Genomic DNA, 17,920 nt, shown 5'->3' with positions numbered 1-17,920 from the left:
ATTGCTTCCCTGGATCAACCATGCCGTCTCAGGTGCTGCCTCTGCCTCCATATATTTTCCATGAGAAGTGAGAAGATGCTTAAAAAATACTGATTACTATCTTTTTTCAGCTATCGTTCCCATGCTCCAGCGTGGGAACGCCATACCGGGCGCTCCTGCGCCCAGAGCCAGTATCCCCGGGAATTCATTTTCCAGGAAATGGATATTGATGAAGCGCAGGGACGATCCAGATCAAAACATGGAGTGTATCCGGTTTCTGGACTTCCTACAGGCTTTGGGGGCATGACAGTGTTCCGGGATTCAAGACGCTGGAGCGTCTTAAGATTCATTCCCACGCTGGAGCGTGGGAACGATGAGTTTAGTGCTGCATGGGCAAAATCTGCGACTGAATGGCTGAGTCAGGGTGGTAATCAGATAAAAAATTACCTTTACAAGATGAAATCCATCCTTCCCTCGCTGGAGTGACAGCTGACGTAAGGTGGTGGTAATCAAATGAAAAAATGTCCCATGCTCGCCTGTCTGTATGGCATCTTCCCCTGCATTCTCGGGCCGACAAAGGACAACTGTTTTTCGTACACCCTGCCCATATTGCGGTCTTCCTGCCAACACTCCAGACACAAGCGTAGCAATGTAAGATCTGGAAAGGCCGTAAAAAGGAAACCTGTCTGCTGGCACAACCCTTGCTAATACATGATGCCAGCCAGCCTTCCCCTTCACCCTTGAAAAGGAACCTCACATGAAAACACCATCCAGCCGTTTCCTCATCCTTGTCGCCGGAGCCTGTCTTTTTCTTTCCATCCCCACGGCCTCCATGGCGGAGAACAGCTTCACCCTTTCCAATAAACTTTTCAAAATGGAACACGGCCTTTACGGCACCTGCCAGTCTGTAAAAGTCACCTGCTGGTCCAACGATGGAAACGGCTTCCGGAAGACACTGCCCCGCCCCCTTATCTGGTCATCCCCCCAGTCCTTAACCCTTGCTGGCTCCTGTGACTCCCTGGACGTGACGGTTACCTGCCATTATTTCAAAAGCACGCGGGCATCGGGCATCGGCCACATGGCCTGGGTGGATGAATCCAAAACCCAGACCTGTCCCGGAGGCAGCCACGGGGCGGAAATCGGCACCACCGAGGTGCGATCAGGCAGCAGCGTCTACGACACCCTGAAGATCACCTGCCAGTAGGATTACAGAAGCCGAATCGGAACGGCGGAATACCCTTGACCTGGCGGACGGTACTTTCCCCAAGTTCTGCCAATATTGCGATCCTCCTGCCAACAATCCGGGCACAGCCGTACCGGTGTAAGATCTGAAAAGGCCGTAAAAAAACTATCTGCCTGCTGGCATAGCCCTTGCTGTTTATGATAATGATGAAAACCTGTCTTCCCTTTCAAGCCTGAAAAGGAGCCTCACATGAAAACAAAATCCAGCCGTTTTCTCATCCTTGTCGCCGGAACCTGCTTTTTTCTTTCCATCCCCAAGGCATCCTTAGCGGACTACACCATGGACGTTTCCAACGGGATTCGCAAAACCACCAACGAAACAGGTTCCAGCTGTTCCCCCGTGAGTGTCATCTGCTGGTCGGCCAATGGAAATGCCACAAGGCAGCAGCAGTCAGACCGCCTCGGCCCCTATTCCCCCCATACCTTCTCTTTCAGAAACAGCAGCTGCACTTCACTGGACATCACAACATCCTGCCATTTTTTCAAAACCGTCTACACCAACAAGGGGCGTATGTCCGAAACAAGCTATGGTTCATGGGCGGATGAGTCCAAAACCCAGACCTGCCCCGGCGGCAGCCACAAAGCGGAAATCGGCCTCACCGAGGTGACCGCAGGCAATATCACCTACCAGGCCCTGAACATCACCTGCCAGTAGACGGGCGAAGAAGAAGACGTTACCCCTCACCTCTCTGCGGCTGGGCCTTGCGCCTTCTTTTGCTTCCTCTCCCCGCAGCGCTCGCCCCAAAAAACAGATTACCATCTTGCTTCAGCTATCGTTCCCATGCTCCAGCTTGGGAACGATGGGGTCAACTGCATGGGCAAAATCTGCGACTGCATGGCTGCGTCAGGGTGGTAATCAAAAAAAATCCCTTTTCAGAAGACAGAATCTTCCAAAAAGGGAAAAGGGCCCATCCGATCCACTCACTCGGATACGGTAAAACTCCCCGCCTGGGTTCCGGCGGTATAGCTTCCTCCCGTATACAACCCGTCTTTTTCCGAACCCGTGGCGCTTCCGCCGAAATACACCTCATAGCTTGCGCCCGCGGCAAGATCCGGAGAGGAAAAGGCCAGGGAGGCATAGGCCCTGGCCGGCGCAAAGGTGAGCAGGCTCTGTCCGCTCTTATCCTGAATATGGATCAGGGTTCCCGCCGGGCGGGTGGAAAAATTCAGCAGCGTTGATTTCTGCAAAGAGCTTCTGTCCGGCCCCATGGCCATGCCTGCGCTGCCTGCGGCCGCCAGCAGCCCGCCGGAAATGGTGAAGGAGGCGTCATAGTCCACCGCACTGTCCCTGTCGGAGGTGGGGCCGTGAACCAGCACCGTTCCACCGCTCATCTCCATGGCGCCGTTCACGTCAATGCCGTCGCCATCCGCATAAATGACAACAGATCCCCCATGAATCTTCAGACTGTCGCCTGTGCTGGTAGTGAAGCCGCCCTGGGGCGGCCCCGGCGGACGGTTCAGGCTGGAGCCGTCCATGCCTCCGGCGATGTTGATGCCGTCATCACTGGAGACAATCCGGAAATTTCCCCCATTCAGAACAATGCTGGCACTTTCAATCCCCTCATAGGATTTCGTGATATTGAAGTCTCCTCCGGAAATGAGGATGCGCGTATCCGCATGGATGCCGTCATCCCCGGAAGCCAGGGCAAAGGTGCCTCCGGTAATGCCGATCTCAGCGTTGGCGTGTAGGGCGTCATCGGCGGACTGGATGGAAAAATCCCCGCCGGAAATCACGATAGTGCTCCCCGCTTTCAGCCCCTTGGCCGAGGCCGAATCCGCAATCTTCCCGCTGCTGCCGCCTGCGGTGGTCACATCCACACTTCCTCCGCTTATGGAAAGGGTGGAAAAGGCCTGAAGGCCGTCGCCTCCCGCCTGGATATCAAAACTTCCCGCCTCAACGGAAATGATGCCGCAGTCCGTGTCTTCCTCATTGTCCGATTTCAGACCATCGCCTCCCGCCTGTACCGTGATGTCCCCCCCCTTCACCACAAGATAGTCCTTGCCCCGGATACCGTCGTCCGCAGCCTGAACCGAGATGCGGCCTCCGGCAATGATCAGACCGTCCTTGCTGCTGATGCCGTCGTTGTAACGGCCATGCACAAGAAGATCACCGGTTCCGGAAATGCTGAGGTCATCCTTGCTGAAAAGGGCGGCATTGGGCTCATCCTCCTCCGGATCCGGGAAAACATAGGTGAGGGCGTCCGTCAGCGTGTTGCGCGTGCCGTCTTCAAGGATCAGCACGGTTTTGGAAGCGCTTTTCACAAAAAAGGGGGCGCTGGTGGAAGAGCGGATGCTTATCCCCGCCAGAATCAGCTGAACGGTTTCTCCATCTTCCGCATCCACCACAAGCTGGCCGTCATCCAGGGTTCCGGTAACGCGGTAGACACCGCCCACGGTGACCGTCACCGTCGCGCCGGAAACCGTGGCCCCCACGCCGTGCACCGTTGCCGTATTTCCGTTCAGTACAATCTCCACCACGTTCCTGCTTTCCCAGACATAATCTTCCGGGGATTCATGGGTGGCAAGGGCAGGGGCTGCAATTTCGGTATCTGCTGCGGAAGTGGAAGAGGAATCTGCACTTTCTGTGGAAGCCGTCTGGCTTTCTGTACTGGAACCCTTAGAGGAACCGCCATTACAGGCGGCAAGGGCCACAGTAAGGATGAGGGCTCCGATTACGGGAAAAAGGATTGCAGGTCGCATGGGATCTCCTGTCTTGAGGGTGGGATAGGAGCCTTTCCGGCTCAGAGTTCGATGGTGGCTTCCTGAAGCATGAGTCCGATTCCCCTGGCCGAGGGAATCCCCGTGGAGAGGGCGGTGATCAGCTCCGCGCCTCCCGGCTTTTTCAGCCGGATCTGATAGGCATAATCGAGCCTTTCACCCTGCTGCATGTCCCGCAGGGTGATGAGCACGAAGGTCTTGCAGTATGTTTTCAGCAGATCTTCCAGAACCCTCTGGTTCCGGGGGCTGTTTTCGCAGCTGAAACGGAGCATGCCGTCAAAGGCCCGCGTCCGGCCCAGAGGAGAAACGTGAAGGATCAGGGCCACCCCCACGAAGGCAAGCGTTCCGATGACCGCCACCTTGTACGCCCCCACCCCGCACCCGATACCCGCGGCCAGGGAAGCGAACATGAAAAGGATGTCCCGCGCGTCCCGGAAGCTGGTACGGAAACGGATCATGGCCATGGCGCCGATCATCCCAAGCCCTCTGGCCAGACTGTCGCCGATGGCCAGCATGACCATGGCCGAAACGATGGCGCCCAGAATCAGGGCCTGCACGTAGTTGTGGGAATAGGAAAGCCCCCGGAAGGTTTTCACATAGGTGAGGCCCACAAGGGTGGACAGCAGAAAGGCGATCAGAACGAGACAGAAGGTATGGGCCAGCTCGGTATTGGGGGCCGCCACCCGGAACATCAGTTCACTCAGCATAAAAATTCCTTGATCCATCCGGCCTCACGCACCGGATTCCGTGGGCCGGGCATCCCCCGGCGGCTCTGAAACAGGGCCCGCGCGCCGTTCAGATATTTGGAAAAACTCCTGCGCTGGAGCTGAAAACACCGGATCATCTCGATCATCCAGAGGGGCACGCTGGCGGCGTGGCATTTCAGCTCCAGAATCACGCTGCATCCGGGATCAAAACAGCCCGCCTCGTCGCAGGGCCGCATATCCGCCTCCCTGGGCGCAAGTTCCCATCCTTCCTCCTCCATGTAGCGGAGGTTTCTGTCAAAGGTGACCCGCGCATAGGCATCCACCCGGCTGATCCAGGCGCTCCGGAGATACTGGGTCAAAATTTTCGGCTCCGCCTGATGGGTGAACACCACCCGCTCAAAGAGCCTCAGATTGCGGGCCTCTTCGGAATCTCCATCCTTTCCGGCCAGTCCGCAGCCGGGATGGGTGAAGGCCCGCTGCCAGTCCGAATCCTGGATCCCGGCCCTGTATTTCCGGATCACCTGCCCGTATTTCTGCTTGATTTCCAGAAAGGGCGGGCCGGGAGTCTCTCCGTAGGCCCGCACCCGGATGTTGAAACGGTTTTCCGCACCCTCCAGCCGCATACGGAGAAAAAGGGCCTGGGGGGAATCGAGGTAAAGGGTGGTGACCCGGTAGTATCCCGTATCCGAGGCAAGGGTGTGGGGATCCGGCGCGCAGTAGAGGGAAGCGAAGTCCGAGATGGGCTTCACCAGGGAAAGGGGAATCATGTATTTCAGTTCATAGCGTTCCAGAAAAAGCGGGGAGACGGTTTCCTTCATGGCAGGGCCTCTCCGGACGCCGCAAGGTGGTTGATGCGGGGTTCTGCGGCAAGCTGTCCCTGAAGATCCAGAAGATCGATGTAGCGGCGGAGAATCCCGAAACGGATTTCCGCCATGCCCATCCCGTTCCGGATCATGGCTTCACGGATTTTCAGCGTGTCCATGGGATTGCCACCGTCCATGCGCCGGCAGATCTCAAGGGAGGCGGCGATGCGGCCGCTTTCCCGGCCGGAGAGCAGGGCGTGCTGCTCCAGAAGACGCTTCAGCCCGGAACGCAGGGCTGTGACCTTTTCCATGCCCTCCCGCAGGGTTTCCTCATACTGACGGCTTTCCTCCATCCAGTCCTGCATCCTTTCCTGAACCACCTCCCGGTCCCGGTTCACAAAGGGCAGCCTCAGGCCCAGCTCCAGCCCCACCGCCCTCTCCGCATCACCGGAAGCGTCCGTGTCATAGCTCAGCTCGACAAAACTCAGGTAATCCCTGGATTTCGCCACTTCCAGAGCATAGTGTTCCCGTGCCAGATCCACCCTCTGACGGCCCGCCGCCAGCACCGGACTGTCCGCGGCAAGGGCCTCGGGCAGATGAAGGAGCCTTTCCGCCACCACCTCGGGGGAAATCAGAGGCTCCGTTTCAAGAACCAGCGCGCTTTCCCCCCCGGTGAGGACTCCGATGGCGGCGGCCAGACCGGAAAGCCGGTTTTCAAGCCGGATGATTTCCAGATGACGGGCCGTGTGCGCCTCCTGCACGGCAAGGAGATCGGTGACGCGGAAGTCCGGATCGCCCGACCCCAGGGTTTCCAGAATACGGATCTCGTCCTCCAGATGAACGCGCAGGGCCTTTTCAAACTCCATGCGCGTCTCCGTTTCCAGACTGTCGAGGATGAGATCGTAACGCGCCTTCAGGGTAGCGCCGTAGCGGCGGGCGCGGGAAAGGCCCACGGAGGCGGCCTTCATGTGCTTCAGGCGAAGTCCCGCTTCCGTCTCTCCCCAGCCTCTGGGGCTGAAACGCAGGGCGTATTGCTGCTTTTTATCGTCCATGTCTTCAAGGCGGGTGCGGATCTCCACCCTGTCGAGCCAGGGGGTGCTGGAAGGGGCGGATGCCACACAGGCTTCCAGCGCCTTCAGACGGGAAAGGGAGGCGTCCTTTTCCGCTGAAGCAAGGATTCCAGCCATGGGAATCCGCCGCAGCGTTTCTGTGGCCATGGCCTCCGTCACAGGTGACAGGCAGAAGAGCAGAAACGCCAGCAGGGCAGGGAAGGCGTTCATGGGGCAAGCTCCAGAAAGACGAACCGTGAGGGAGCCTGTCCGCCCTGATCAAAAACCACCGCAAGACGGCCCGCCTCCATGGCCGCGCAGAGGCCCTCGGCCGCAAGCCCCGCATACCGGGCAATCCGTACAGGCTCCCTGGCCCCGGCATCCAGCCGCCAGACCGATCCGGATCTTTTTCCGTCCCTGTCCCTTGGGGAAACGGTGGTGAAAAAGAAATGACCTCCGATCTGCTGCATATCGGAAATCCGCTCACTTTCGGCCCTGTCGTCCCCGGAAAAACGCAGGGTGCGCCATACCTTCACCTGATTTTCAAGGATCTCCCTTCCCGCAAAAAGTTCTTCCATTCCCGCCACTTCGAGAATCACGGCTTCTCCCTTTTCATTCAGCGGAGCCTTGAAGGCCAGAAACAGGCGGTCTCCGGAAACCGTCATGCCCTCCATGTCAAGGCTGCGGGCGGCCACTCCCCGCCGGAAAAAACCGGCCCAGGCCTCCTTCGGAAAGGCCTCCGCCGCCCTTTCCAGAAGACCGTACAGATCCAGCCTTCCGGAAACCCGGCAGACGTCTCCCTCCCTACGGAGCCTTGCCAGAACCCCACGGCCGGGTTTACGCCGCCCCTTTTTGTTCTCGCTTAAGGACGCCGCCACCAGCACATGGCCTGAAGCGTCCCGCGTGATGCTTTCCAGATCCGAAACCGGCCCCAGCCCTTCAATGGGGATTTCCCCCAGAGCCTCTCCCTGAACCGAGAGGATGTGAAGGCAGGGAGCGCTTTCCGGCGTTTCATCACTGATCACCGCGTACCCGCCCCATTCCGGCGCAAGGAGAATGCCCGAAGCCTCAAGGGGCGGATGGGTTTCCGCAAGAATGGGACGGGGCCGGGAAAAAGGGGAAGATGAAAAGACCGCCTTTCTGAGCCCCTCCGCCAGGCCAGAGCGCGGGGAAAACCAGTCCAGAGCGAGATCCAGCCAGTCCGGCGTATCCCGGATGACGGCGATACGCACCTTTTCCCCAAGGATGAAGGAGTTGTCTTCCGTGATGCGGATCAGCACCTCCCGCCCCCACATCCGGTCTTCGGGATGTCTGCGCAGCCGCAGGGGATATTCCACAATCCGCGCACCCACCCCCACGACCGTTCCGGTCAGGCCCGATGCCGCGCCGGAAACCGCAGCGACCCGGAGGCTGTCCCCCACCGCCACGGGAAAGGAGGCGTTTTCAAAAAGATAGCCCTTCACAAAGGAAGGGGTCTGGGGATGCAGGGTCAGGATGGGCGCAAAAGGAGCGGCCTTTTCTCCGGGCTTGAAGTGGATGGAACCGATGATTCCGGCAATCTCCGCATGGATGGCCAGACCGCCGCTTTCCGTGGTGAGCATTTCCAGCTCCCTGCGGAGACGTTCGGCCTCCACAGCCATGGGGCCCGCGGAAGCGCGGAGACTGTCCCGGTACTGACGGATCTCGATATCCAGCGGTGCAAGGGCGGCATCCCGCTCTTTTTTGAGATGGGCGATTCTCAGGGCGAGGGCATCCTGAGACCGCTCCGAAGCCGCTTCCGCTTCCACAGATCCCGTCTCCAGGCCTCTGAGACTTCCCGCAAGCTCCCGGTTCAGGCGACGCCGGGCTTCCAGCTGACGGATTTCATTGTCCATCTCCGTGGTTCGGGAGTGCCTTTCCGCTTCGAGCCTTGCGATTCTGGCTTTGAGATCCGCCGCTCCCATGTCCTGCTGGAGCGTGAGCGCTTCCAGCTGGTGGGCAATGCCGTTGATCCTCAGATCCAGTTCCGGGCTGGCCAGTTCCACCAGGTGCTGGCCCTTTTCAACACTTTGCCCCTCCACCACATGAATCCGCCGGATTTCCACGGGAATATCCGCATTCACAACCCGCTCCCGGCTTTCCGCCACACCGTAAAAGGCTTCCGTTTCCGCCCTGTCCTGAAGGCCCATGGCCACCACCAGGGCCAGACCTCCCACCCAGGCCGCCGCAAGGGGCCATGCACCCAGCCGTCCTGTTCCCGCCATTCCCGCTCTCCCGCTTTTTCTGTGATTGCCGCCGGTTTCCCCAAACCGACGGAGCATATCAGTCCAGCCGTCCCCTGTCCTCGTCAGGCGGCGGCTCCCCAAAGGGCACGGGGCCTCCCGCCTCCGGAGGCCCTTCCGGACGGGACTGTATCCATACCACGGCCTTTTCCACCTCCCTGCGGGTGAGCAGACCGTTTTTTTCCGCAGCACGAATCCTCTCCATGACCCGCAGATCCATGGCCTCACGGAAGGCCTCCCTGTCCACATCCAGCTCTCCGATGAGATCAAAGACAGGGTCATCGCCCAGCCTTTCCCAAAGGATTTCCTCCGCCTCTCCGCTCATGTCCGCCAGCACGGAGACGGCCATTGCGTCCATGGCGGAACGGTCCATCAGAAACTTCAGGGCTTCGGGAAGGCCCGGCGGTCTGCCCGGCCCCCGCTGCTCACGGGCCGAGGCCGAAACGCACACGCCCAGAGCAAGAATCAGAAACAAAAAAACAACAGCGCGGGTATTCCCCATGCGCCACCTCCTGATAAGGGGATGAATGAAAGGGCTCTTTTCTGTCAGCCGAACCAATCGTAGCGGGAAAATATGGAGAGACTGTGGAGAGCTGATGGGGATGCTGTGGGGGCTGCGGGAAGCATTTGAATTTCCGGGAAAGGCTGCGTACAGTACGAAAGGGAATCCGATGGCCCTTCCCCTATCCTTTTCATCCATCCAGAAAACATGGAGAAAAAAACTGAAACTCCCGCTCCGTTTCATGATTCTTTTCGGATGCTACGCCCTGGTGCTGGTGGGGGGGATGAGCCTTTCCATGATGGCGCTCTCCTACCACAACTTTTCCGATTACATGGCCCACACCCTGCTGGAAGGTATGGACGGTCTTGCCGAAGATCTGATCGCCTTCCATGAAAAGGAAGGCAGCTGGGAAAACCTGGGTCGGAATCCCGGTGCGTTCCACCGCATGGTCAGGCAAGCCCTGCATGAGAAGGGGCCTTCCATGCCCCTGGATCCCCCCAGGAATCCCGCGCCGCCCCGACCGCCTTTCCGGCCGGAATCCGGAGCACCCCATGGCGAGGCACCGGCACCCATGCCGCCTCCCCCCGGAGAGGGGGCACCGCGACCGCCTGTGACGACGGACATGCCCGGCCCCTTTCCCCGTCCCCTTTGGGACACGCTCACCGTATTCGATGCCGGACAACGTCCCGTGGCGGGACCGGCGCGCTCTTCCGAAGGGCAGGCCCTCAGGGAACTCACTTCCAAAGGGCGCACCATCGGCTGGCTGGGGCTCCGGAAAAACGAGAGTCTGCGCCATCCCCTGGACTTTGATTTCATAACCCGGCAGACGCGCGCCCTGTACGGTGTTGCGGCGGTGGTGCTTCTGCTCTCCGTCTTCATGGGCCTGCTGCTTTCAAGATGGCTTTTAACCCCCATACTCCGCCTCACGGAAGCCACCCGCGCCCTGTCCCTCCGCAGGTTTGACGCCCGGATTCCCGAAACCCGCAGGGATGAACTGGGCCAGCTCGCCGCAGACTTCAACCGCATGGCCGAGACCCTCAGCCGCTACGAAGCCATGCGCAGGCAGTGGCTTTCCGATATTTCCCACGAGCTCCGGACACCGCTGGCCATCCTCCGGGGGGAGATCGAAGCCCTCATCGACGGCATCCGTCCGTCCTCGCAGGAAAACCTCCGGTCCCTGGATCAGGAAGTGCGGCATCTTTCCAAGCTTGTGGAGGATCTGCACCAGATCGCCCAGACCGAATCCGGCGCCCTGACCTGCGATTTGCGGCCCCTGCGGCCTGCCGCCATTCTCACCCGGACAGTGGAGACTTTCCGGCCCCGGCTCATGAGCGCGGGATTCGAGCTGGATCTCCGGATGCAGGCTCCCGGTCACGAAACCCTGGGCGACGCCGACCGGCTCACCCAGCTTTTTTCCAACCTCATGGAAAACACCCTCCGCTACGCCACCCCCCCCGGCCCGGTTACGGCCTGGGAAGAAGAAGGGGAGGAAAGCTTCCGTCTCTTTCTTGAAGACGGAGGCCCCGGGGTGCCTCCGGACTCCCTTCCCCTGCTCTTTGACCGTCTTTACCGGGTGGACACGGCCCGAAGCCGCGCCATGGGCGGCAGTGGTCTCGGCCTGTCCATCTGCCGTCAGATCATGGAGACCCACCGGGGGGAAATCCGGGCCGAGGCCGGTACGCGGATGGGGCTTCGCATCGTGATGACCTTCAGAAAAAAAACCGTATAACGGCACAAAAAAAAAGGAGATGAGGTGGCGGAACAGCATATCCTTGTGGTGGAAGACGAGGAAAAGATTGCGGCCCTTCACCGGGACTATCTGGTGAACAGCGGGTTCCGGGTCACGGTGCTGCACAGGGGGGATACGGTGCTGGCCCGGCTGCGCCAGCATCCGCCGGATCTGGTGCTGCTGGATCTGATGCTGCCCGGCATGGACGGGGTGTCCCTCTGCCGGGAAATCCGCAGATTTTCCACCGTGCCCCTGATCATGGTCACAGCGCGGGTGGATGAGGTGGACCGGCTCGTCGGGCTGGAAATCGGGGCGGACGACTACATCTGCAAACCCTTCAACCCCAGGGAGGTCGTGGCCCGCGTAAAGGCCGTTCTCCGTCGCCTGCGGCCTCCGGAAAACCCCGAGATCCTCACCTGGGGCCCCCTCTCCCTCAGCACCGCCGCCCACGAAGCCGCGGTTTCGGGAACCGCCCTGAAGCTCACGCCCAGCGAGTTCGGTCTTCTTCAGATTTTCATACAACGGCCCGGCCGGGTTTTTTCCAGAAATGAGCTGCTTCAGCAGGTGCAGGGCTATGATTTTGAAGGCTATGACCGCACCATTGATTCCCATATCAAGAATCTGAGGAAAAAAATCGCCGTCCTGCTTCCGGATCAGGAAGTCATCGCCTCGGTGTACGGGGTGGGCTACAGGCTCAGTGAGATAAGGACGTGAAGACACCGGAACCGGCAATACGTCTCCGGCCCGGTGTAAAAAAAAAGCCCGTTCAGGCAAAAAGACCGGAAAGGGATCCCGAGCCTGCCGTTGCGGCATAAAGGCCCATGGACTGGGCCGCCATGGCCCCATAGGCCTGAAGCCCCGCCTGCCGGATTCCGGCGGAGACGGCGCTGTTCTCCCCTGAAGGCGGCATGGGAGGCATCCCGCCTTCACTTCTTCTGGATTCGGCGTGGGCCGTCAGCTCCGCAGAGCTGGCGTATCCGTCTCCGTCCTCATCCATGGAAGTCCAGAGTTCCTCGTCAAAACCCGATTCCTCAAGGCTCAACTGGCCGTCGCCATCGGCATCCCGCTCATCGATGAGGCTCGCCGCCATGTCCCCGGAAGAGGGGGGAGGCCCCATGCCTCCCGGAGGCCCGCCGCCCTCCCGGCTTCCTTCCGACGGAGGCGGAGGCGGAGGCTCCATGGCGGAACTGGCCAGGGTTTCCTCCAGCCCTCCGGCCACTTCCTCCGCAGACACCTGTCCGTCTCCGTCCGTATCCAGCGCACTCCAGACCTCTTCGGACAATCCTGATTCCTCAAGGGTGAGCAGGGCATCGCCATCCGCGTCCAGCCCGGCCATCACCTCTGCGGCCATGTCTTCCACAGAAGGAGACTCCGCCATGCTCCAGTCCACCCCGCCCATGGGCGGAGGCGGCCCCAGGGGCGGCCGCTGTCCTTTTTCCTGAACCTCCAGGGAGGTGCTGGCCGCTTCAGCCCCTCCGGTTCTCCCGCCGCCCGCTTCCGTCAGACCGGCAGAGGCGCTGCTTTCCGCATACCGGTTCTGAAGGCTGTAGGTATAGGAGCGGGTACCCAGACCACTGATCATCTCCGTATCCTTTCGTTACAGGTGATCTTTCCGCCCGCTTTCCAGCGGGCATCCCGTTTTTCACATGCAGGTTCGGCATCCCTCCTTCCGTTTCAGGGTGTGGATCAGATCTGCCGGGGATAAAAATCCCCATTTCACCCTAGAGGGAAAAGATGGAGGGAATGTGGAGGAAAGGTGGGGATACGGGGGGAGGGGGCGTTTTTCAGGTTTTGAGGCAGGCCGAAAGCCTTCCTCTCCACAGGGTATGGCGTCTATCGAAACTTTCCACAGCGTTTCACAACCTGACAAGACTCCAGCAGATCTCCGCCTTGTATGCAGTCTGTCACAAAGATCCGTATTTTCTCCATACCTCCACCGTGCAGCGCCCCACAGGCATGAAGAACGGTATCAGCTTCTGGGGAAGGGAAGATCCCGGCATTCCGGAAAAGGGAAGCACTTTCACAACAAGTTCTCTGGCAGGAATACCTGCTTCCCCATATTTTTCCTCCGCCGACTGCCTTACCATTTTCCGGATCTGATGCAGGGGCTGGGGAATGAGAAGGCAGAGAAGACTGCTTTCCAGAAGTTCCATTTTTTCTGTCATGGGATCTCCTTTTTCCGAAAGCCTGAAAAGGCTTTGTCCATGGCCCTTTCCCTGTGGGAAAAGGGCCTTTCATGGGTGCGTCATCAGATCTCAGCGGCCTTTTTTTCCCTCTTCTTCCAGACGGGCCAGAAGGTTTTTATAAGAGGCCATCTCCCTTTCCTTGTCCGCAAAGGCGGCTTCCACCATTTTCATCTCTTCGTGGAATTTTTGCGTGAGGGTATTCTCAAGGTTCCGCTGAACCCTTTCCAGCTGGGTGCAGACTTCCCTCACCGCAGGCTCAAAAACATCCCTGAGGCGGGCAAAGGTGCTGTGCAGCGTCTTGCTGAGAAGAATAAGGAGGCTGTCCATCTTATCGGAACGAATTTCCCCCTGAAACTGCCGGGTGATCACCTCGGTCATATCCCAGATATCCATCTTCAGGGCGGGGATACGCAGTTCCCGGATGGCCTGCTCAATGACACTGCGGAACCAGCCAGGGTCAAAATCGCGGCTCTCCGTACCCATTTTTTCTAAAAGGGCTTTACGAAGATCAATCTTGATCTGCTGAGGATCAAAGCTTGCACTGAATTTACGGTTGATGGATGCTGCCGTCTCATTGCCGTAGCCAGTCACCTTTTCCACGGCATCCGATACCCGCACATACTGATAGGAATGGCTATGGGTGGTGGCAATGTCCGTTGTGTCCCCCCATGTCCAGGGTTTATACCATTTGGAAGTGCTGACGGTTCTGTAGGAAGTGCTGGTTTCCGTGCCTGTCCGGGTATTGATTTTTGAAAAATCATTCATGGATTCCAGGGTATCCGCCAGAATTTCTGCTCTGGCCTTTTCAATGCCGGTGACCGTAGCCCCTATCACCTCGCTCAGCACCACAGCAATGAAACGGATTCGGTCTTCACAGGCCTTCCTCTGGGCCTGAATCGCGGAAAGATCGTTTCTGGTCATCATGTCCATACGTCTTGATACCCTGTCAGAAAGATCGTTTATCCGCTGACGGAGTTCCTCCAGGGATTCGGGCAGCATGCCCAGCTCCTGCTGGCGGAGGATGTCCTCCTTTTCTTCTCTGGCCTTCCCGTAATGGGCAAGGAGGAGGTCAAAGCCGGAGATGCGCTGCCAGTCTTCCTGCGTAAAGGTAGTGTTCCACTCCTCCTCTGCCAGTTCCTTGAGTTCATTATGGATATGGTTCATGGTTCTGCCCCATTTTTCCTGGGGCCAGGAGACGAACCCATGGGCAAAGGTGCTGGCCAGAACCGGGGTTTTCAGGGTGCGGATCAGGGAAGCCACAGCGGGCCTTTCCGAGGCATCACACTGACAAGCCAGTTTTTCCATTTCCTCTTCCGCCCTGCGGCAGAGGCGGGAATTCAGGTTCTCTTCACATGCCCCAAGGCTTTCCCGGTTAAAACCGTCTTCCAGAAGGGAGGCATCGTACTGACAGGCCACCAGCACCATGCGCTTCACCCCCCGGCCCGGAAGCTGGCGGGCCAGGAGATCCGTGTCTGAAACATCCAGAAACTGTCCGGCCCGGCTCAGGAAAAAGACCACATCGCAGCGGGCCATGTATTCCCTCGTTTTTTCCGTGCGGCTGAGAACGGGGTCGTTCATGCCCGGTGTATCCACAATCTCAAGGCCCTTCAGGGCTTCCATGGGAAGCTGGATGCGGATTATTTTGATGACCGGGGTGTAGCGCCCGTTTTCTCCGGCATAATCGTTGAGAACGGACACCAGATCCTCAGGGCCGCCAAAGGGGAGGGCTTCTTTTGCGATGCGGATTTTATCCATGGGGTTGAGGCCGGAGGCCTTTACCATGGCCATGATTTCCCCTGCCATTCTGGCTTCGGGGTGGGAGCCTTGGGATGCGGCCTCCCTTTCCAGGGCCTGCCATTCTTCTTCCGTGTAGTATTCCAGCTCCAGAAGGGGCGTTTCGCCCCAGGAGATGGCCGTGAGATTGGCGGTTTTGGGGGTGGCCGCCTCGGGCAGGACAGGAAGGCCGTCAAAGAGCAGGGCATTGACAAAGCTGCTTTTGCCCGCCTTCACCTGCCCCATAATGCCGATGCTCAGGCGCTTTTCCTCGCTGCGGAAGCGGTGCAGCCGGGTGCGGAATTCCCGCGACAGGGAGGCAAGGGAGTCGATGCCTTCGGGGAAGGATTCCCGCCAGGGGGCAAGGTCTGAGGCCAGGGTTTCAAGGCGAAGAAGATGGGAATCGGGCATGGAAACTCTCCTGTTTTTAAAAATATGGCGGGTGCGCTGCGCGCACCCAGATCAGAAAAAAAGAGGGACCGGAGCAGGCCTAAGCTTCAGGGCCTGATCCGGACATCCGGATGCCAAAAGCCAAAATCACTGTCCGCCGCGCACGAGGCGCACATGGCCGTAGTCGTGCTCGTCGCCGTCGCTGACATAGCCGTAGTCGAAATAGAGGTACCACGCATCGTCAGTACTGTCGGCAAAGGGCGAGGAAGACCAAAACCCGGAAGCCGGGGTATCGGGAAAGGCGACAAGGTTGATGGTCGGGCTTTGAAAATTTCCCTCACACTCCCCTCCTTCACTTCCCGGCTGCCAGTTTTTACGTTTACCGGAACTGCAATATACCAGGGTATTCAGTTCTTCTATGGTGGGAAGCCGCCAGTCCCTGTGACCGCAGTAGCCCCCTTCTGCATTGATTTTTTTTGCCGCCTCCATGGCGTTATCCCATGTAAATGTCCTGGCCTCTCCCGTACAGCCCCTGCCATTCCAAGTCTGGCCCAGGGAACAGCGCATCCACTCCAGGCCCGTTTTTTCATCCAGAACCGTAGCAGTAAGAGCCTGAAAAAGAGCAGGGTTCAGTAAAGTCGGCAAACCGGCTTCAATCCTCTGTATAGTCAATTTTTTTCCTCCTCCCAGCAAGACAGAATGCCAATGGCTGTAAAAGCTGTGATTCCATTCAAAGGGAATGGGCGTTTCATTCTGAATACCCAGAATATGACAGGACAGACCCACCAGAATTTTCAGCTCCTCTCCCTCCACGGCAAAAAGCTCGGCCAGATGGGCCAGCACCTCCAAGGCTCCGGGATTCAGGGGGCCATCCAGACGGCAGAGGATCAGGCCATCCAGAAGAAAGCTTTTGTGAAGATCTGCCTCTCCCATGGCCCGGAAAAAATCCTTCAAGCCTTCCTCATCGAGATTTCCCGCCTGTTCAAACAGGGCGGAAAGCCGCACCTCCAGCCCCAGGCTGTCCTGAAGGAGGCGGATCAGGCGGGATTCATTTTCCGAGACCTTCTTGTCCTGAAGGGCCAGGGCCGTCAGCAGGGTGAGGTAACGCTCCCGGGTGTGGGCATCACAGGCCCGGGCACTGTGTTCCGGAAGAGGAAAAAAATCCGGTTTCATGTTGTGAAGCATCTGAACCAGATTCTGGTGCAGGGGACTGGCCTGGGTCATGGCTGTATCTCCTCTGTTCAGGCAGACGGCCTGAAGGGTTTCAAAACCTCATGGTTTCCGTTGTTTTTTCTTTTCTCATGGAGAGGCCGGAGAAAGAAGAGGCTTCAGGTTTTCTGCCTCAGTTCTCATGATCCGGGCGAGATTTCCGCATACGGCCCTTACTTCCAGAGGCCCCAGGAATGCTTCAAGCCCCCTTTCCGGGGTCTTCTCCTTTTTTCTGTAGGTTCTCAGCAGCTCCAGAAGATCCGTCCTGTCCGGAGACAGAAGATCCATTTCCGAAGGCTCCGGGATCTCAATGCCCACCCTGCCCCCCACCCCTTTCAGCTCCCGGAAGAAGGTGGCGGAAAGGCCCAGGAGGATGTTTCTTTCTTCCTCAAGCTGTCGGTGTTCCCTCTGAATGCGGCTCTGAAGCTCTTCGATGTCTTTGCGGATGTCTCCGTCGTCCGCAAGGGTCAGCACACGGTTGAGGCTTCTTTCCGCGTCCCGCTTCCGCTCGTCCAGATAGCGGATGAAGCGGATGAAAAGCACCTTGAAGTTCCGGGCAAAAAGCACTTCCCGTGGCCGGGTGTTCCAGCGGTGAAAACAGGCGGTGATGGCTTCTTTGGGGTAAAGGCTCTTTTTTCTTGCGGAAAAGGGCAGGACATCCACAAAGGCAATGCCCCGTTTTTCAAGGGCATTCCGGATCAGGGACACAATGGCCCGCACATCTCCTTCCTCCCGCTTGTCCGCCTGGGAGAGGATGAAAAGCTTGGGAATTTCAGGACGTAAGGTAGCAAGGAAATTCAGATCCTTTTCCGGCAGGGTTCCGGCTTCGGCCCTTACTATCCAGACCATGAACTGGGCCGTATTGAGCTGGGAGCGGGCCACACGGGCATCCAGGCCATCTTCTTCCGCCCCATCCGCCCTGGAATAGCCGGGGGTATCGAGAAAGGCGAGGTTCTCCCAGCCAAAATCCGGCAGCAGCAGGTGGGCGGATTTCAGTACATGGCCCATGGGGGTGCCGTGGATTTTTTCATAATCATGGGTGAGGGCCACAAACTCTTCCGCAGACAGGAGAATTTTGCGGCCAAAGAGGTTGATGGCGCTGATGGCCTCTTCTTTGCCCCGAAGGATGAAGGCGGGCACCGTTGTGGTGGGGTCCACCTCCGCAGGAAGGATTTTCCGGCCGATCAGGGCATTGAGAAGCGAGGATTTGCCTGCGGAAAAGGCTCCGCCAAACCCCACAATCCCCTTGCGGGACAGCTCCGGAAATTCCGAGAACTGTAACTACTCCAAAAGTCCGGGCATTGGTAAAAGAAGCTAAACATTCTCAGCCTGATCTGATAAAGCAAGAAGCATGTTAACACACGACGCCATA

General features: G+C 58.5%; 16 protein-coding genes. 5 read left to right on the top strand and 11 right to left on the bottom strand.

What is annotated here, in order from left to right:
* The first annotated feature begins 198 nt into the window (after positions 1-198).
* The 3 genes from BR04_RS05895 to BR04_RS05885 all read left to right on the top strand — a co-directional run bounded on the left by BR04_RS05895 (position 199) and on the right by BR04_RS05885 (position 1,876).
* Positions 199-465 carry a hypothetical protein gene (locus BR04_RS05895; protein ID WP_496355074.1) on the top strand — a complete coding sequence of 89 codons (267 nt, stop codon included), beginning with the start codon at positions 199-201 and terminating at the stop codon, positions 463-465.
* 271 nt (positions 466-736) lie between these two features.
* Entirely contained in the window at positions 737-1,183 is a 447-nt protein-coding gene (locus tag BR04_RS05890; RefSeq protein WP_496355073.1) for a hypothetical protein, read from the top strand.
* 228 nt (positions 1,184-1,411) lie between these two features.
* Positions 1,412-1,876 carry a hypothetical protein gene (locus BR04_RS05885; RefSeq protein WP_496355072.1) on the top strand — a complete coding sequence of 155 codons (465 nt, stop codon included), beginning with the start codon at positions 1,412-1,414 and terminating at the stop codon, positions 1,874-1,876.
* Between the two features lie 266 nt (positions 1,877-2,142).
* Here BR04_RS05885 and BR04_RS05880 read toward each other — a convergent pair whose 3' ends face one another.
* The 6 genes from BR04_RS05880 to BR04_RS05855 are packed head-to-tail and all read right to left on the bottom strand — an operon-like array spanning position 2,143 to position 9,261.
* Positions 2,143-3,921, bottom strand: a complete 1,779-nt coding sequence (locus BR04_RS05880; RefSeq protein WP_496355071.1) for a carbohydrate-binding domain-containing protein — start codon at positions 3,919-3,921, stop codon at positions 2,143-2,145.
* A gap of 41 nt (positions 3,922-3,962) precedes the next feature.
* Complete coding sequence (locus BR04_RS05875; protein ID WP_496355070.1) at positions 3,963-4,646, bottom strand: DUF4956 domain-containing protein; 684 nt, start codon at positions 4,644-4,646, stop codon at positions 3,963-3,965.
* A complete protein-coding gene (locus BR04_RS05870) occupies positions 4,640-5,464 on the bottom strand; it encodes a polyphosphate polymerase domain-containing protein (RefSeq protein ID WP_496355069.1) in 825 nt (274 codons plus the stop codon). Before BR04_RS05870 ends, BR04_RS05875 begins: the two co-directional genes overlap by 7 nt.
* A complete protein-coding gene (locus BR04_RS05865; protein WP_496355068.1) occupies positions 5,461-6,729 on the bottom strand; it encodes a TolC family protein in 1,269 nt (422 codons plus the stop codon). Before BR04_RS05865 ends, BR04_RS05870 begins: the two co-directional genes overlap by 4 nt.
* Entirely contained in the window at positions 6,726-8,741 is a 2,016-nt protein-coding gene (locus BR04_RS05860) for an HlyD family secretion protein (RefSeq protein WP_496355067.1), read from the bottom strand. Before BR04_RS05860 ends, BR04_RS05865 begins: the two co-directional genes overlap by 4 nt.
* Positions 8,742-8,799: 58 nt before the next feature.
* Positions 8,800-9,261, bottom strand: coding sequence for a hypothetical protein (locus BR04_RS05855; RefSeq protein ID WP_496355066.1), 462 nt, complete (start codon positions 9,259-9,261; stop codon positions 8,800-8,802).
* Positions 9,262-9,430: 169 nt separating this feature from the next.
* Between BR04_RS05855 and BR04_RS05850 the strand changes: the two genes are divergently transcribed.
* Positions 9,431-10,990: an ATP-binding protein gene (locus tag BR04_RS05850; RefSeq protein ID WP_496355065.1), complete on the top strand. Its 1,560-nt coding sequence runs from the start codon at positions 9,431-9,433 to the stop codon at positions 10,988-10,990.
* Between the two features lie 24 nt (positions 10,991-11,014).
* Positions 11,015-11,704: a response regulator gene (locus BR04_RS05845; protein ID WP_496355064.1), complete on the top strand. Its 690-nt coding sequence runs from the start codon at positions 11,015-11,017 to the stop codon at positions 11,702-11,704.
* A gap of 52 nt (positions 11,705-11,756) precedes the next feature.
* Here BR04_RS05845 and BR04_RS05840 read toward each other — a convergent pair whose 3' ends face one another.
* From BR04_RS05840 to BR04_RS05820, 5 genes are all read right to left on the bottom strand, one after another.
* Positions 11,757-12,572 carry an EF-hand domain-containing protein gene (locus tag BR04_RS05840; RefSeq protein WP_496355063.1) on the bottom strand — a complete coding sequence of 272 codons (816 nt, stop codon included), beginning with the start codon at positions 12,570-12,572 and terminating at the stop codon, positions 11,757-11,759.
* A gap of 322 nt (positions 12,573-12,894) precedes the next feature.
* The gene (locus BR04_RS05835; protein ID WP_496355062.1) at positions 12,895-13,155 is read right to left on the bottom strand and encodes a hypothetical protein; all 261 of its coding nucleotides are present in this window, start codon (positions 13,153-13,155) and stop codon (positions 12,895-12,897) included.
* Positions 13,156-13,245: 90 nt separating this feature from the next.
* Positions 13,246-15,360, bottom strand: coding sequence for a dynamin family protein (locus tag BR04_RS05830; RefSeq protein ID WP_496355061.1), 2,115 nt, complete (start codon positions 15,358-15,360; stop codon positions 13,246-13,248).
* Between the two features lie 126 nt (positions 15,361-15,486).
* Positions 15,487-16,563 (bottom strand): Lcl C-terminal domain-containing protein, encoded by a 1,077-nt coding sequence (locus tag BR04_RS05825; RefSeq protein WP_496355060.1) that lies wholly within the window; start codon positions 16,561-16,563, stop codon positions 15,487-15,489.
* A gap of 75 nt (positions 16,564-16,638) precedes the next feature.
* Positions 16,639-17,787, bottom strand: a complete 1,149-nt coding sequence (locus BR04_RS05820; protein ID WP_496355059.1) for a dynamin family protein — start codon at positions 17,785-17,787, stop codon at positions 16,639-16,641.
* Positions 17,788-17,920 lie beyond the last annotated feature (133 nt).

Source organism: Desulfobotulus sapovorans DSM 2055, assembly GCF_059569355.1.
This window is presented reverse-complemented; position numbering and strand designations above follow the sequence as displayed.